Annotated in this window: 14 protein-coding genes and 1 pseudogene; 9 read left to right on the top strand and 6 right to left on the bottom strand. The window is 40.0% G+C overall.

Features of this window, described 5'->3' with window-relative positions:
* Positions 1-173: pseudogene (gene gltA / locus BCG07_RS00875) on the bottom strand (citrate (Si)-synthase); the annotation flags it as partial.
* 421 nt (positions 174-594) lie between these two features.
* Between gltA and sdhC the strand changes: the two are divergent.
* The 8 genes from sdhC (at position 595) to sucD (ending at position 10,450) form a co-directional block, all read left to right on the top strand.
* A complete protein-coding gene (gene sdhC, locus BCG07_RS00870; protein WP_074210168.1) occupies positions 595-972 on the top strand; it encodes a succinate dehydrogenase, cytochrome b556 subunit in 378 nt (125 codons plus the stop codon).
* Positions 963-1,310 (top strand): succinate dehydrogenase, hydrophobic membrane anchor protein, encoded by a 348-nt coding sequence (sdhD, locus tag BCG07_RS00865; protein WP_006794724.1) that lies wholly within the window; start codon positions 963-965, stop codon positions 1,308-1,310. The genes sdhC and sdhD overlap by 10 nt, the downstream gene beginning before the upstream one ends.
* On the top strand, positions 1,311-3,083 hold the full coding sequence (sdhA, locus tag BCG07_RS00860; protein ID WP_286888103.1) for a succinate dehydrogenase flavoprotein subunit: 1,773 nt from the start codon (positions 1,311-1,313) through the stop codon (positions 3,081-3,083). It abuts the gene before it with no gap.
* Positions 3,084-3,093: 10 nt separating this feature from the next.
* Entirely contained in the window at positions 3,094-3,810 is a 717-nt protein-coding gene (locus tag BCG07_RS00855) for a succinate dehydrogenase iron-sulfur subunit (protein ID WP_006794722.1), read from the top strand.
* 90 nt (positions 3,811-3,900) lie between these two features.
* Positions 3,901-6,720, top strand: coding sequence for a 2-oxoglutarate dehydrogenase E1 component (sucA, locus tag BCG07_RS00850; protein ID WP_010556434.1), 2,820 nt, complete (start codon positions 3,901-3,903; stop codon positions 6,718-6,720).
* Positions 6,721-6,723: 3 nt separating this feature from the next.
* The gene (odhB, locus tag BCG07_RS00845) at positions 6,724-8,235 is read left to right on the top strand and encodes a 2-oxoglutarate dehydrogenase complex dihydrolipoyllysine-residue succinyltransferase (RefSeq protein ID WP_006794720.1); all 1,512 of its coding nucleotides are present in this window, start codon (positions 6,724-6,726) and stop codon (positions 8,233-8,235) included.
* Positions 8,236-8,411: 176 nt separating this feature from the next.
* The gene (gene sucC, locus BCG07_RS00840; RefSeq protein ID WP_006794719.1) at positions 8,412-9,578 is read left to right on the top strand and encodes an ADP-forming succinate--CoA ligase subunit beta; all 1,167 of its coding nucleotides are present in this window, start codon (positions 8,412-8,414) and stop codon (positions 9,576-9,578) included.
* Complete coding sequence (gene sucD / locus BCG07_RS00835) at positions 9,578-10,450, top strand: succinate--CoA ligase subunit alpha (RefSeq protein WP_008127375.1); 873 nt, start codon at positions 9,578-9,580, stop codon at positions 10,448-10,450. Before sucC ends, sucD begins: the two co-directional genes overlap by 1 nt.
* Before the next feature lie 62 nt (positions 10,451-10,512).
* Here the strand turns inward: sucD and BCG07_RS00830 are convergent, their stop codons facing one another.
* Positions 10,513-11,583, bottom strand: a complete 1,071-nt coding sequence (locus tag BCG07_RS00830) for a DUF3083 family protein (protein WP_286888096.1) — start codon at positions 11,581-11,583, stop codon at positions 10,513-10,515.
* Between the two features lie 218 nt (positions 11,584-11,801).
* On the opposite strand from BCG07_RS00830, the gene glnS reads away from it, so the two are divergent.
* Complete coding sequence (gene glnS / locus BCG07_RS00825; protein WP_058428842.1) at positions 11,802-13,460, top strand: glutamine--tRNA ligase; 1,659 nt, start codon at positions 11,802-11,804, stop codon at positions 13,458-13,460.
* Between the two features lie 102 nt (positions 13,461-13,562).
* Here glnS and fur read toward each other — a convergent pair whose 3' ends face one another.
* The 4 genes from fur to BCG07_RS00805 all read right to left on the bottom strand — a co-directional run bounded on the left by fur (position 13,563) and on the right by BCG07_RS00805 (position 15,237).
* A complete protein-coding gene (gene fur, locus BCG07_RS00820) occupies positions 13,563-14,006 on the bottom strand; it encodes a ferric iron uptake transcriptional regulator (protein WP_006794887.1) in 444 nt (147 codons plus the stop codon).
* 186 nt (positions 14,007-14,192) lie between these two features.
* On the bottom strand, positions 14,193-14,720 hold the full coding sequence (fldA, locus tag BCG07_RS00815; protein WP_039037073.1) for a flavodoxin FldA: 528 nt from the start codon (positions 14,718-14,720) through the stop codon (positions 14,193-14,195).
* 14 nt (positions 14,721-14,734) lie between these two features.
* Complete coding sequence (gene ybfE, locus BCG07_RS00810) at positions 14,735-15,013, bottom strand: LexA regulated protein (protein ID WP_002962928.1); 279 nt, start codon at positions 15,011-15,013, stop codon at positions 14,735-14,737.
* Between the two features lie 2 nt (positions 15,014-15,015).
* The gene (locus tag BCG07_RS00805; protein WP_006793041.1) at positions 15,016-15,237 is read right to left on the bottom strand and encodes a DUF2788 domain-containing protein; all 222 of its coding nucleotides are present in this window, start codon (positions 15,235-15,237) and stop codon (positions 15,016-15,018) included.
* Between the last annotated feature and the right edge of the window lie 137 nt (positions 15,238-15,374).

Here is a 15,374-nt window from a genome sequence, read left to right as displayed (position 1 = left end):
GTGATTGCAGATTCACAAGAACCAGTCGACATGAAGCCTGGGTCATAGGTAAAGTGGCCATGTGAACCTAACGTACGTACGTCGATTACATCTTGGCCAGCAGTGCCTTGATAAATTGGAAGTTCGATTGGATCAAGTCCATCAATATGAACTGTGGCTTTTTTATCTGCCATCGCTATGTATCTCCTATTAAGATATCTATTCTGATTTTTAGATTTTTAAAGTTCTGAAATCTGTTTTAAGCACATCTACGCATTTTAACGTGAAAGAGGGGGTTAAAGTCAATTTTTATAAACATTATGCACATTTGTATAATAAATATTCTGTATCATATATGTATTATACTATTGGCTAATTCGCAAACATCTCTAAATAAACAAGAATTGTAAAAAGCCTTATGGGTATATATACTAACGGAGGTTTTAAAACCGTATTGTATTTGGGTAAAGATATTTTTACATTCAAAAAATTTACATTAATGTGAACTTTTAATGTTTTAATTCGTTTATCTTGATAGTTCCACCAGAAACATTTGGTGGGTTTTTAGAAAAGCAAGTAGATGAGCTCCAATGTGAGCAAGATGGGCAAGTAACTGTGAAAAAGCAAAGACCTGTAAATCTAGATCTAACAACTATATCTATGCCGGCAACGGCTAAAGCATCAATTTTTCACCGCGTCACCGGTGTTGCATTATTTTTTGCTTTAACGTTTGTCATTTGGGCTTGGTCTGAGTCTCTCTCGTCAGCTGAAAGTTTTGAATTCGTCAAGGGTCTGTTTAACGGATTCATTGCCAAATTTATAGCTTGGGGCACCATTTCAGTACTAGGCTATCACCTTATTGGTGGTATCCGTCACATGGTAATGGATATGGGACACTGGGAAGAACTTGAATCAGGTAACCTAAGCGCTAAAATTGCAATGGCTCTTGGCGTTGTATTCGCTGTATTAGCGGGAGTGTGGATATGGTCTTAAATCAAGCAACTCTTAAACGTGATGGTGTACAAGATTACGTATCTTTACGTACCACGGCATTAATAATTAGCGCATATGCTATTTTTATTATCGGCTATTTTTTAGCGACGCCGGAAGTCACTTTCGAAGCCTGGACAGGCCTCTTCTCTAACCTAGCTATGAAAGGGTTTACGCTAGTAACCCTAGTATGCATTATGGTTCATACCCGCATTGGCCTTTGGCAGGTTTTAACAGACTATGTTAAAAACTCAAAGTTACGCGCATTTTTAGGGTTTGTTCTAAACCTAATGGCCGTTGCTTACGTAGCTATTGGTCTAATTGTATTATGGGGTGTTTAAGTGAAATATTCTGTTCGTGAATTTGACGCCGTAGTAATCGGTGCAGGTGGTGCAGGTATGCGCGCTGCCTTGGCTATTACTGAATCTGGCAAAACGTGTGCACTAATATCGAAAGTATTCCCAACGCGTTCACATACCGTATCCGCTCAAGGTGGTATTACAGTAGCGCTTGGTAATTCACACGAAGATAACTGGGAATGGCATATGTACGATACCGTTAAAGGTTCCGATTTTATCGGTGACCAAGACGCTATCGAGTATATGTGTCAAACTGGCCCAGAAGCAATTACTGAATTAGAAAACATGGGGTTACCATTTTCACGTTTTGAAAATGGCCGTGTATACCAGCGTCCTTTTGGTGGCCAATCAAAGAATTTTGGTGGCGAACAAGCAGCACGTACTGCAGCAGCAGCTGACCGTACTGGCCATGCTTTATTACATCTTCTTTATCAACAAAACGTTAAAAATAAAACAAATGTATTCTCTGAGTGGTATGCACTTGATTTAGTTAAAAATGGTAACGGCGATGTTGTTGGTTGTACTGCAATTGAGATTGAAACAGGTGAAATCACTTACTTCAAATCAAAGGCGGTTGTACTAGCTACTGGTGGTGCTGGTCGTATATACGCTTCAACCACAAATGCTCACATTAACACTGGTGACGGTGTTGGTATGGCTACACGTGCTGGTATTTCTATGCAAGACATGGAAATGTGGCAGTTCCACCCGACAGGTATTGCAGGAGCAGGTACGCTTGTAACTGAAGGTTGTCGTGGTGAAGGTGGTTATCTTTTAAACAAAGATGGCGAGCGTTTCATGGAACGTTATGCACCTAACGCAAAAGACTTAGCTTCTCGAGATGTTGTTGCACGTTCTATGATGACAGAAATTCGTGAAGGCCGTGGTTGTGATGGTCCTTGGGGTCCTCATATCAAGCTTAAGCTTGACCACTTAGGTGAAGAAACACTTAACCTACGCCTTCCTGGTGTATGTGACCTTGCAAAAACATTTGCTCACGTAGATCCTGCTAAAGAACCAATTCCAGTTATACCAACATGTCATTATATGATGGGTGGTGTACCTACTAACGTGAATGGTCAAGTGCTTCAAATCAATGCTCAAGGCGATGAAAAAGTAGTTGAGGGTTTATTTGCTGTAGGCGAAATTGCATGTGTATCTGTTCACGGTGCAAACCGTCTTGGTGGTAACTCATTACTTGATTTAGTAGTGTTTGGTCGTGCTGCAGGTAACTTCTTAGGTACATACCTCAGAGACGTTGAAGTATCAAAAGCTGCCTCTGAATCAGACTTAGAAGCGTCTCTTGCACGTTATAATCGTTGGGAAAACTCAACAGCTGGTCAAGGTGAAGATCCTGTTCAAATTAAGAAAGATCTTCAACAATGTATGCAGCTTAACTTCTCGGTATTCCGTGAAGGTGATTCAATGGCGACTGGTCTTCAAGAACTTAAAGAAATTCGCGAGCGTTTACAACATGCTCGTCTTGACGATAAATCGTCAGACTTTAACACGCAGCGTATCGAATGTCTTGAACTTGATAACTTAATGGAAACAGCTTACTCAACAGCAGTAGCTGCAAACTTCCGAACAGAAAGCCGTGGTGCACACTCTCGTTTTGACTTCCCAGATCGTGATGACACGGATTGGTTATGTCACTCAGTATACAATCCTGTTACGGATGAAATGAGTAAGCGTGACGTAAACTACGCGCCTAAGACGCGTGAAGCATTTCCACCTAAAGCACGTACATACTAGGAGCGAGACGATGGCACAAGTACAATTTTCAGTTTATCGTTACAATCCAGATGTTGACAACGCACCGCGTATGCAAGATTACACCTTGCAAATTGACGATGGTCACGACATGATGGTTCTGGATGCACTTTTATTATTAAAAGAGCAAGATCCTTCACTTTCATTCCGTCGTTCATGCCGTGAAGGCGTGTGTGGTTCTGACGGTGTTAACATGAATGGTAAGAATGGTTTAGCATGTATTACTCCTTTATCTACGTTACAAAATAACGGTAAAGGTACAATAGTAGTTCGTCCTCTTCCAGGATTACCTGTGGTACGTGACCTTGTTATTGACATGAGTCAGTTCTACACTCAATACGAAAAAGTTAAACCTTATCTAATTAATGACACACCTGCTGCAGGTGAACGTCTTCAGTCTATTGAAGAACGTGATAAATTAGATGGCTTATATGAGTGTATTTTATGTGCATGTTGTTCAACATCGTGTCCTTCGTTCTGGTGGAATCCAGACAAGTTCATTGGTCCAGCAGGCCTTCTTCATGCTTACCGTTTCTTAGCTGATAGCCGAGATACAGCAACAGAAGAGCGTTTAGCAGACCTAGACGATGCGTTCAGTGTGTTCCGTTGTCACAGTATCATGAACTGTGTTAGCGTTTGTCCTAAAGGTCTTAATCCGACCAAAGCTATTGGGCAAATCAAATCTATGTTATTAAACCGTTCAGTTTAACTACATAGAAACGTAAGATGGCTAGTTTTCATTACTAGCCATCTTGTTATTATAACTATTAATTTCTGCGCTAAAGAAAAGGGCTTATAAATGCACGAAGGTGTGATGAAGGCATGGTTAGAATCTTCACATTTAAACGGCGGTAACGTTGCTTATGTAGAAGAGCTTTATGAAGCGTATTTAGATGATGCGACTTCTGTGCCAGATGAATGGCGAGAAGTGTTCGAACAATTACCAAAAGTTAATGGTGTGGATGTTGAAGTTAAGCATTCAGAAGTTCGTGCACAGTTTGCACAGCTTGCAAAAAACAAGCATAGAGAAGTAGTGGTAGCAGAGGGTAGCGGCGGTGACCTTAAACAGGTTAAAGTCCTGCAACTTATTAATGCTTTCCGTTTTCGTGGACACCAAAATGCAAACCTAGATCCATTAGGTATTTGGGAACGAGAGCGTGTTCGAGATTTAGAGCTAGATTACCACGACTTGTCAGAAGCTGATTTTGAGCGAGAGTTTAATGTAGGGTCTTTTGCAGTTGGTTCAGACTCTATGCCTTTAGGTGAATTATACCAAGCACTTAAAACTACATATTGTGGTTCTATCGGTGCAGAGTATATGCACATCACATCTACGGAAGAAAAGCGTTGGTTACAACAACGTTTAGAATCTGTTCAATCTAGGCCTAAATTCGAAAAAGAAGAAAAGCTACGTATCCTCAAGGGGTTAACTGCAGCTGATGGTCTTGAAAAATATTTGGGTGCTAAGTTCCCTGGTGCAAAACGGTTCTCACTAGAAGGTGGGGATGCATTAGTACCTATGCTTAAAGAGCTAATTCACCGAGCTGGTGAAAGTGGCCAACAAGAAGCCGTAATTGGTATGGCTCACCGCGGACGCTTGAACGTTTTAGTGAACGTTTTAGGTAAAAATCCATCAGAGCTTTTTGATGAATTCGCTGGCAAGCATAAAGATACATTAAGTTCTGGTGATGTTAAGTACCACATGGGTTATTCATCGGACTTTGCCACTAAAGGCGGCAACGTTCATATGGCACTTGCTTTTAATCCTTCTCACCTTGAGATAGTTAACCCTGTAGTTATGGGTTCTGTACGCGCTCGTTTAGATCGTTTAGGTGACACTACGGGAATAAAAGCATTACCGATCACAATTCATGGTGATTCTGCTGTAACAGGTCAAGGTGTAGTACAAGAAACGTTTAACTTGTCTCAAACTAATGCGTTTAGTTGTGGTGGCAGTATTCGAATTGTTGTTAATAACCAAGTTGGTTTTACTACCTCTAAACAAGACGATGTTCGTTCTACAGATTACTGTACTGATATCGCAAAAATGGTTCAGTCACCAATTTTCCACGTTAACTCTGATGATCCTGAAGCGGTTGCATTTGTTACACAAATAGCACTTGATTTTAGAAACAAATTTAAGCGTGACGTAGTTATTGACTTAGTTTGTTATCGTCGACATGGCCACAATGAAGCTGATGAGCCAAATGCTACTCAGCCTTTGATGTACCAAAAAATCAAAAAACACCCAGTTCCGCGACTTATTTATGCAGATCAACTAATCGCTGAAGGCTCTTTTTCAGAACAAGAAATTAAAGCACTTGCCGATGAATACCGTAATGGGTTAGATGACGGTAATTGCGTTGTATCTGAAATTCAACCAGAAACCTCTCATTCTTCAGATTGGGCTAAATACGTGGGCCACGATTGGGATGTTGATTACGACGCAAGTGTTTCGGTTGAAAAGCTCAAAGAACTTGGCGAAAAGGTAGCGAGCTACCCTGAAGAATATAAAGCTCAGTCGCGCGTTAAAAAGATTTACGATGATCGTAAGTTAATGGCCACTGGTGAAAAACCGCTTGATTGGGGAATGGCAGAAACACTTGCTTATGCAACTATCGCAACCGAAGGCACTGACATTAGAATGACAGGCCAAGATTCTGGTCGCGGTACTTTCTTCCATAGACATGCCGTTGTTCACAGTCAAAAAGATGGTGCGACTTATCTTCCTTTACAACACTTAAGTGAAGATCAAGGCGCTTTCCAAGTTTTCGACTCTGTACTGTCTGAAGAAGCAGTAGTTGCATTTGAGTATGGTTATGCGACTGCCGAACCAACTTCTCTTGTACTTTGGGAAGCTCAGTTTGGTGACTTTGCAAATGGTGCGCAAGTTGTATTTGACCAATTTTTGAGTTCAGGTGAGCAAAAGTGGGGTCGCTTATGTGGTCTTACTATTTTGTTACCACACGGTTATGAAGGCCAAGGTCCAGAGCACAGCTCTGCTCGTTTGGAGCGTTTTTTACAGCTTTGTGCTGATCACAACATGCAAGTTTGTGTTCCGTCTACACCTGCGCAAGTATATGCAATGTTACGACGTCAGTCAGTAAGACCTCTACGTCGTCCATTGATTGTTATGACGCCTAAATCGTTACTACGTCATCCTCTTGCAGTTTCATCACTTGAAGAACTTTCAAACGGTGTATTCCATAATATGATCGACGAAGTTGATGATATTAAACCTGAGAACGTTGAACGCGTTGTTTTCTGTAGTGGTAAAGTTTATTACGAGTTACTACAAGAGCGTCGTAAGCTGGAACAAAATAATATTGCCATCGTTCGTGTAGAGCAATTATACCCGTTCCCACATGACGAAATGAAAACTATTATGGAACGTTACCAACACGTTACTGATTTTGTATGGTGTCAAGAAGAGCCACAAAACCAAGGTGCATGGTACTGTTCTCAACACCATTTTGTTGACGCAATTCCACAAGGTGCTAAGTTGAAATACGCTGGGCGTAAAGCATCTGCATCACCAGCGTGTGGTTACATGTCAGTACATACTAAAGAACAACAAGCGCTCGTTGCTGACGCGCTTACTATAGAAAATAAAGGATAAGCGATGAGCACAGAAATTAAAGTTCCTGTTCTTCCTGAGTCGGTTGCAGATGCTACCGTTGCTACATGGCATGTAAGTGTTGGCGACAAGGTAACCCGTGATCAGAACTTAGTAGATATTGAGACAGACAAAGTAGTGTTAGAAGTAGTTGCACAACATGACGGTGTAATTACAGAAATCTCTCAAGAAGAGGGTGCTACCGTACTTGGTGACCAAGTTATGGGTTTACTTGGCGATGCTGATGCAGCGCCTTCAAGCGAAAGCACATCTTCAAGTGAAGCAGAAAAATCAGAAGACGCGCCATCGGCGCCATCAGCACCAGCATCAGAAGGTAAAGAAGTGGACATCAAAGTACCTGTACTCCCAGAATCAGTTGCAGACGCAACAATTGCTACATGGCATGTTCAACCAGGAGACGCAGTAACGCGCGATCAAAACCTGGTAGATATCGAAACAGATAAAGTTGTTCTTGAAGTAGTAGCTCAAGAAGACGGTATCATGGGCGACATCATTAACGCTGAAGGCGATACTGTTCTAGGTGAGCAAGTAATCGGTTCAGTAAAAGCAGGTGGTGCACCTGCAGCTTCTGCAGCTAAAGAAGAGGCGGCTCCTGCTGCAGATTCAACTGATAGCTCAGATGTATTAACTCCATCTGTTCGTCGTTTAATTGCTGAAAAAGGACTAGATGCTTCTAAAATCAAAGGAACTGGCAAAAATGGTCGTGTAACTAAAGAAGACGTTGATACGTTCTTGAAAGCACCGGCACCATCAGCGAAGAAAGCAGAAGCTGCTGCTCCAGTTGCGCCAATGGGTGATCGTACTCAAAAGCGTGTTCCTATGACACGTTTACGTAAAACGATTGCTAACCGTCTTCTAGAAGCTAAAAATTCTACTGCAATGTTAACTACGTTTAACGAAGTTAACATGAAGCCAATCATGGACCTTCGCAAGCAGTACCAAGAAGTATTCGAAAAACGTCACGGTATTCGCTTAGGCTTTATGTCTTTCTACGTGAAGGCAGTTACTGAAGCACTTAAACGTTTCCCTGATGTAAATGCGTCAATTGATGGGGACGACATTGTCTACCACAATTACTTTGATATCAGCATTGCTGTTTCTACACCTCGTGGTCTAGTAACACCAGTTCTTAAAGACTGTGATAAGTTATCAGTTGCTGAAATTGAAAAAGGCATTCGTGAATTAGCACTTAAAGGCCGTGACGGAAAGCTAACGCTTGACGACATGACAGGTGGTAACTTCACTATTACAAATGGTGGTGTATTCGGTTCATTACTATCTACACCTATCATTAACTTGCCACAGTCTTCAATTTTGGGAATGCACAAAATTCAAGACCGTCCAATGGCAGTAAATGGTAAAGTTGAAATTCTTCCTATGATGTATTTGGCACTTTCTTACGATCACCGCCAAATAGATGGTAAAGAATCTGTTGGTTTCTTAGTAACTATTAAAGAGTTACTTGAAGATCCAACTCGCTTATTACTGGATGTTTAATCAAGTAGTATGAAATATAAGCTGTGAACCACAATTCACAGCTTTTTTTTTGCGCCTTTGGTCGTACTGGGGTTTTCATGTTAAGCCTTGGCAACTATACTAGGTGCGCAATTTGGGATAGTTGTTTATTGAATAAATATTCAGCTCTTTTAGTATAAAAAATTGGATAAAGCATCATGAATTTGCATGAGTATCAGGCAAAACAACTTTTTGCCGAATATGGTTTACCAGTTTCTCAAGGTTTCGCTTGCGATACACCTGAAGAAGCTGCAGCAGCTGCTGAAAAAATCGGCGGTGATATGTGGGTTGTTAAAACTCAGGTTCACGCAGGTGGACGTGGTAAAGCTGGCGGTGTAAAGCTAGTTAAAACTATCGATGAAGTTAAAGCGTTTGCAGCTAACTGGTTAGGTAAAAACCTAGTTACTTACCAAACAGACGAAAATGGTCAGCCAGTTGCTAAAATTTTAGTAGAAAGCTGTACAGATATCGCCAACGAATTGTACTTAGGTGCAGTAGTTGATCGTGCTTCTCGCAAAGTTGTTTTCATGGCGTCTACTGAAGGCGGTGTTGAAATTGAAACTGTTGCTGAAGAAACACCAGAACTTATCCACAAAGCTGAGATCGATCCACTAGTAGGTCCTCAAGCTTACCAAGCACGTGAACTTGGTTTCAAATTGGGTCTTAACCCAACACAAATGAAACAGTTCGTTAAGATCTTCATGGGTCTTGGTAAAATGTTTAACGATTTCGATTTCGCATTACTTGAAATCAACCCGTTAGTAATCACAGACGAAGGTAACCTTCACTGTCTTGACGGCAAAATCGGTATCGATGGTAATGCACTTTACCGTCAACCAAAAATCCGTGAGTTCCACGATCCATCTCAAGAAGATGCGCGTGAAGCACATGCAGCAAGCTTTGAGCTTAACTATGTAGCACTAGATGGCAACGTAGGTTGTATGGTTAACGGTGCGGGCCTAGCAATGGGTACTATGGACATCGTAAACCTACACGGTGGCAAGCCAGCTAACTTCCTAGATGTTGGTGGCGGCGCGACTAAAGAACGTGTTTCTGAAGCATTCAAAATCATCCTTTCTGACGACAATGTTAAAGCTGTTTTAGTTAACATCTTTGGCGGTATCGTACGTTGTGACATGATTGCTGAAGGTATCATTGGCGCAGTTAAAGAAGTTGGCGTAAACGTACCTGTAGTTGTACGTTTAGAAGGTACTAATGCTGAATTAGGTCGTGAAGTTCTTAAGAGCTCTGACTTAGACATCATTGCTGCTGAATCATTAACAGACGCTGCTGAAAAAGTTGTTGCTGCTGCGGAGGGCAAATAATGTCTGTATTAATCAATAAAGATACAAAAGTTATCTGTCAGGGTTTCACTGGTGGCCAAGGTACTTTCCACTCAGAGCAAGCGCTTGAGTACGGTACACAAATGGTTGGTGGTGTTAGCCCAGGTAAAGGCGGTCAAACGCACCTTGGTCTTCCTGTATTCAACACAGTACGTGATGCAGTACAAGAAACTGGCGCAACTGCTTCAGTTATCTACGTACCAGCACCTTTCTGTAAAGATGCAATCTTAGAAGCAATCGATGCTGGCATCGAGCTAATTGTTTGTATCACTGAAGGTATCCCTACACTTGATATGGTTGACGTTAAAGTTAAACTAGATCAAACAGGTACTCGTATGATCGGTCCTAACTGTCCAGGTGTTATCACTCCTGGTGAGACTAAGATTGGTATCATGCCTGGTCACATCCACAAGCCTGGTAAAGTAGGTATTGTTTCTCGCTCTGGTACTTTAACGTACGAAGCGGTTAAGCAAACTACAGATGCTGGTTTTGGTCAGTCTACGTGTGTTGGTATTGGTGGTGATCCAATCCCAGGTACTAACTTTATCGACGTTTTAGAAATGTTCGAAAAAGATCCACAAACTGAAGCAATCGTAATGATTGGTGAAATTGGTGGTACTGCAGAAGAAGAAGCTGCAGAGTACATCAAAGCTAACGTAACTAAACCTGTTGTATCTTACATTGCTGGTGTTACTGCACCAGAAGGTAAGCGTATGGGTCACGCTGGCGCAATCATCGCAGGCGGTAAAGGTACTGCTGATGAGAAGTTTGCTGCATTAGAAGCTGCTGGCGTACAAACTGTACGTTCACTTGCTGATATCGGTAAAGCACTTAAAGAGAAAACAGGCTGGTAATCAGTTGAGTTAATCTTTGAAAAGGCTCGCATTTCGCGAGCCTTTTTGTTTTGAGCAGTTAATTAAAACGGGTAACTGATATGTTGAAAAAACCTGACGGTTAGATCTTGTCTTTCTTTACTTATATCTAGTTCATCACAAAGTTGAAAAATCGTTTTTTCAACCTGATTCATAAATTTGCCATAACCAATTTCTTGCTTGTTATGATTGGCAGCTGCAATAACAAAATGAATTGTTTCAACTAATCTTTGTTCATCGTAAAAGCACTTTAGCTGTGTTTTATCTGAGTCTATGTCAAAGCTGAGCTTTTGAAGCTCTTCGTTTCCTTCGTTAATATCCACTTTACTATTTCTAACAATAGGTTTGGCACCATTAGCTATTAATGCCCCATGTGTTAGCTTATTAAGCTCGCAGCACCGTTTGAAGCTATCTAAAAAGTAATTATAAAATTGTTTAAAATCGCCATTATTAATTAAAGTTTGAAATTGAGTTTTAATAGCCCTTGATACAGGAATAGAAAATGTCGTGTATGTCATCTCTGCATGTTCTTTAGGTATTTCACATTGGCGATTTTGATATCTTGGGTACAAACTTCTTAATTTGTAGCCGTAGGTTTCTTTGTTTCCTTTATTTTTAGCAAATAAGTCGTAAGTTAAATGTTGATGATCACGCACTTTAAATTGGGGTTGATCAATAAATAATTGTTCTTGCATTACCGTTAATACTTTTTGGACTTTTTTGTGAAATACAGCGGAGTTAGCTCGTATATCTTCGCCCGTAGCTAAAAAGAGTAAGCGTACCTTTTTACTTTGCGTGTCCGTTGAATAATAGAGTTTATGCGCTTCGTGATAACGTGGGTTATAAAATATGAGCATTTGCTTATTAGTTTCTAACTGATAAGACTCATCATGGAATCTGACAACAGGAAGTTTGTCGTTTGCTAAAATATGCACATTATGGAGCTCATACTCATCGCATGTTGCAAATAATTGACGTGCTATTCTTTCGTAACAACAGTTTATTGAGTTAAAGCTTGAGTAAAAACTATCGTTAGGGGTAATTTCTGCAAGTAAGTAATGATTAGCACGTGCATTACTAGGTATATAAACACGGTGCTGGTTAAGTGTAGCCATCTCTTAATCCTTATAAAGTACGGTATTGACGCACTATAAAGCGCTTCTATGAATTAAATATTGCGCTAAAACAAACTTTATTCGTTAAAAACAGATTAGATGAATTAAAGTTAATCAATAAGTAAGATAAACCGTAATCTATTGCTGTATGTTAGTGACTGTTTTTGTAATAATGCATTAGTTTTGTAATTAAGTAATATTTAGAGGATCGTACTCCTATGGCGGAAATTGAGAATCGCCCAAGTAACTTTATTAGAACCCGAATTGATGAAGACTTAGCAAGTAAAAAGCATGCTGCAACGCACACGCGCTTTCCACCTGAGCCCAATGGTTTTTTACACATAGGCCATGCAAAATCAATTTGCTTAAATTTCGGTATTGCAAAAGATTATAACGGTTTATGTAACTTACGATTTGACGATACAAACCCAGAAAAAGAAGACATTAACTACGTTAATTCTATAAAAGAAGACGTTCAATGGTTAGGTTTTAACTGGGATGGTGATATAAAGTATTCTTCTAATTATTTTGATATTTTATACGGCTATGCTGTTGAGCTTATAAACAAAGGGTTAGCTTATGTTTGTTTTTTAACAGCAGACCAAGCACGTGAATACCGCGGAACTTTAACGGAGCCAGGTAAAAATAGCCCATACAGAGATACATCTCCTGAAGAAAACTTAGCATTATTTGAAAAAATGCGTGCGGGTGGTTTCAAAGAAGGCGAATGTGTTCTTCGTGCAAAAATTGATATGGCAAGCTCGTTTATGGTGCTTCGCGATCCAATTATTTATCGTGTTCGTTTTGCTCATCACCATCAAACTGCTGATAAATGGTGTATTTACCCAATGTACGATTTCACGCATTGTATTTCTGATGCAATCGAGGGTATTACGCACTCACTATGTACATTAGAGTTCCAAGATAATCGTCGTTTATACGACTGGGTACTTGATAACATCAGCATTGAATGTCATCCACAGCAAATTGAGTTTTCTCGCTTAAACCTTGAATACACAATTATGTCTAAACGTAAGTTAAATGACCTTGTTGTAAATAACTACGTCGAAGGTTGGGATGATCCACGTATGCCTACGATTGCAGGTTTACGTCGCCGTGGTTATACACCGGCTTCAATTCGTGAATTTTGTTTACGAATAGGGGTTACAAAGCAAGAGAATATGGTTGAAATGGGTATGCTAGAAGCGTGTATTCGTGATGACTTAAATGAAAATGCTCCTCGCGCGATGGCTGTACTGGATCCGGTTAAAGTGATCATCGAAAACTACGATGCAGACACCACAGAAACGTTATCGGTGGCTAATCATCCTAATAAGGAAGAAATGGGTCGCCGCGATGTGCCATTTACGCGTGAAATATTCATTGAACGAGAAGACTTTAAAGAGCAAGCAAATAATAAGTTTAAACGTTTAGTGCTCGATAAAGAAGTTCGTTTACGTGGCGCTTATGTTATTAAAGCTAATCGTGTAGAAAAAGACGAAAACGGTGAAATAACCACTATTTATTGTACTTATGATAATGAAACACTAGGCAAAAACCCAAGTGATGGTCGTAAAGTTAAAGGCGTTATTCATTGGGTATCAGCTTCTGAGGCTATTACAGCTGAAGTTCGTTTGTACGATCGTTTATTTAATGTGCCAAACCCAGCTGCAGCTGATGAGTTTGAAACGACATTAAACCCAGAATCATTAGTTGTTTTAACTAATGCTAAACTTGAGCCTTCGCTTGCTAATTCACAAGCAGAGCAGGGGTTCCAGTTTGAACGTACCGGTTACTTTTCAAGAGATTCTAAGTCAGAAAATGTTGTGTTTAACCAAACAGTAGGTCTTCGTGACTCATGGTCTAAAACACAATAAGCTTATTTTTACTACGCCCGCTCACTTGTGGGTGTAGTAATACTTTAAATAATAGGCACAAAAAAACCTGCAAATAGCAGGTTTTTTTATAGCTAGGATATACTAACTATTTGCATCACTAAACGCTTTACATGCAGCTTTATCATCACACTCTCCGTAAAGGTATAAAGAGTGGTTTGTTAAAGTAATACCGTTTTCTTGAGCTATTTCAAGCTGGCGACGTTCAATCATCTCATCTTCAAACTCAACAACTTTTCCACACTTTAAACATACTAAGTGATCGTGGTGAGTACTGCCCGATAATTCAAATACCGATTTCCCGCCTTCAAAGTGATGACGGCTTACAATGCCTGCATCATCAAATTGGTTGAGTACGCGATATACAGTTGCAAGGCCAATTTCTTCACCTAAATCCAAAAGAATTTTGTAAACATCTTCAGCACTGATGTGTTGGTTATCTGGAGACTGTAAAATCTCTAAAATTTTAATACGCGGTAAAGTCACTTTTAAACCGGCTTTTTTAAGTTCCAAGTTATGATCAGTCATTAAATCTGTCTCAATTTTATTTGGTTATACTAGACATCTTGCAAAGATGCTCACGATACATAAGCAACAAATAGGATAACGTGCCTAGGCCTCAAGTGCAAAGAAGAAATGATTTATATTGCAGTAAATAAAGAAAACGCTAACTGTTTGATAACTATTTAAACAGTTAGCGGTATATCGGATGGATTAGTCAGCAAGCTCGCTTAAACACATTTCATCAAATACTTGAGCAGACCATGCTTTTACGCGTTGCTCTGTAAGTTCTGGTTGACGATCTTCATCAATACCTAAACCGACAAAGTGATTGTCGTCTGCCATACCTTTTGAGGCTTCGAAATCGTAGCCTTCAGTAGGCCAGTGACCTACAACAATAGCACCGCGTTCAGTAACAATATCGTTGATCATGCCCATAGCGTCTAAGAAGTATTCAGCATAATCTTCTTGATCACCACAACCGAAAATAGCAACAAGTTTGCCTTCAAAGTCTACTTCTTCAAGCTCAGGGAAAAAATCATCCCAATCACATTGTGCTTCGCCGTAGTACCACGTTGGAATACCAAATAAGATTAAATCAAAATCTGCAATCTCTTCTTTAGAGCTTTTTGCAATATCATGCACAGCCACAAGCTTTTTACCCAATTCTTTTTGGATCATTTTTGCTACGTGTTCTGTGTTACCTGTGTCACTTCCGAAAAAAATGCCTACACTTGCCATGGATTTATAACCTTTTATGTATCAATAGCCAATCTTTCTTGTAAAATCGTTTCAATCAGCGCACTGCGGCTAATATTTTGTGCATCTGCCATATCACTTAACGCTTGATACAACTGCGATGAAACTTTAAATTCAACACGTTTTAAACCACGTGCTTTGTCTCTTTTTATTTGATTACGTTTATTAACCTTTAACTGCATATCCCGCGAAAGAGGATTGGTCTTAGGTCGGCCTGGACGCTTTTCGTATTCAAATAAATCGAGTGTTGTTCTATCTGTTTCTGACTTCGCCATGCCTAACCTACACCTGCGCCTTGCCAAAATACTTGAATAAGTCCTTTAGCAATAAAGCCTGAACAGCCTAAAAAGAGTACAGTCCATACTATATAGCGACCAAACTTAGGTACATTACCACTTTTAAGTACGTCTTTAATTGCCAAGCCGATGAATATCAAAATACCGGCTAAGCCAAAATACAACCCTAGGGTATCAAATTCGTTAATTAACTGACTGACCATCAACGTATAACCTTTAAATTAAACGGCGCGTACTATAGCACAAAAATATTCATATATTTAGTACGTGCAATCAAAAACAAGCGATTAAAATTACTTTAATTTTGAATTAAAAAGTCACTTATTGCCTTATTTACAGC

Origin of the sequence: Pseudoalteromonas sp. ESRF-bin5 (genome assembly GCF_002632075.1) — a bacterium.
GTDB classification, from domain to species: domain Bacteria; phylum Pseudomonadota; class Gammaproteobacteria; order Enterobacterales; family Alteromonadaceae; genus Pseudoalteromonas; species Pseudoalteromonas marina.
Note: the sequence above shows the minus strand (reverse complement) of the source record. Positions and strands in the feature narration are given on the sequence as shown.

Coding starts and splice junctions, on each gene's coding strand:
- sdhD (WP_006794724.1), top strand. CDS start 963: ATGGTCTTAAATCAAGCAACTCTTAAACGTGATGGTGTACAAGATTAC.
- BCG07_RS00855 (WP_006794722.1), top strand. CDS start 3,094: ATGGCACAAGTACAATTTTCAGTTTATCGTTACAATCCAGATGTTGAC.
- sucA (WP_010556434.1), top strand. CDS start 3,901: ATGCACGAAGGTGTGATGAAGGCATGGTTAGAATCTTCACATTTAAAC.
- odhB (WP_006794720.1), top strand. CDS start 6,724: ATGAGCACAGAAATTAAAGTTCCTGTTCTTCCTGAGTCGGTTGCAGAT.
- sucC (WP_006794719.1), top strand. CDS start 8,412: ATGAATTTGCATGAGTATCAGGCAAAACAACTTTTTGCCGAATATGGT.
- sucD (WP_008127375.1), top strand. CDS start 9,578: ATGTCTGTATTAATCAATAAAGATACAAAAGTTATCTGTCAGGGTTTC.
- BCG07_RS00830 (WP_286888096.1), bottom strand. CDS start 11,583: ATGGCTACACTTAACCAGCACCGTGTTTATATACCTAGTAATGCACGT.
- glnS (WP_058428842.1), top strand. CDS start 11,802: ATGGCGGAAATTGAGAATCGCCCAAGTAACTTTATTAGAACCCGAATT.
- fur (WP_006794887.1), bottom strand. CDS start 14,006: ATGACTGATCATAACTTGGAACTTAAAAAAGCCGGTTTAAAAGTGACT.
- fldA (WP_039037073.1), bottom strand. CDS start 14,720: ATGGCAAGTGTAGGCATTTTTTTCGGAAGTGACACAGGTAACACAGAA.
- ybfE (WP_002962928.1), bottom strand. CDS start 15,013: ATGGCGAAGTCAGAAACAGATAGAACAACACTCGATTTATTTGAATAC.
- BCG07_RS00805 (WP_006793041.1), bottom strand. CDS start 15,237: ATGGTCAGTCAGTTAATTAACGAATTTGATACCCTAGGGTTGTATTTT.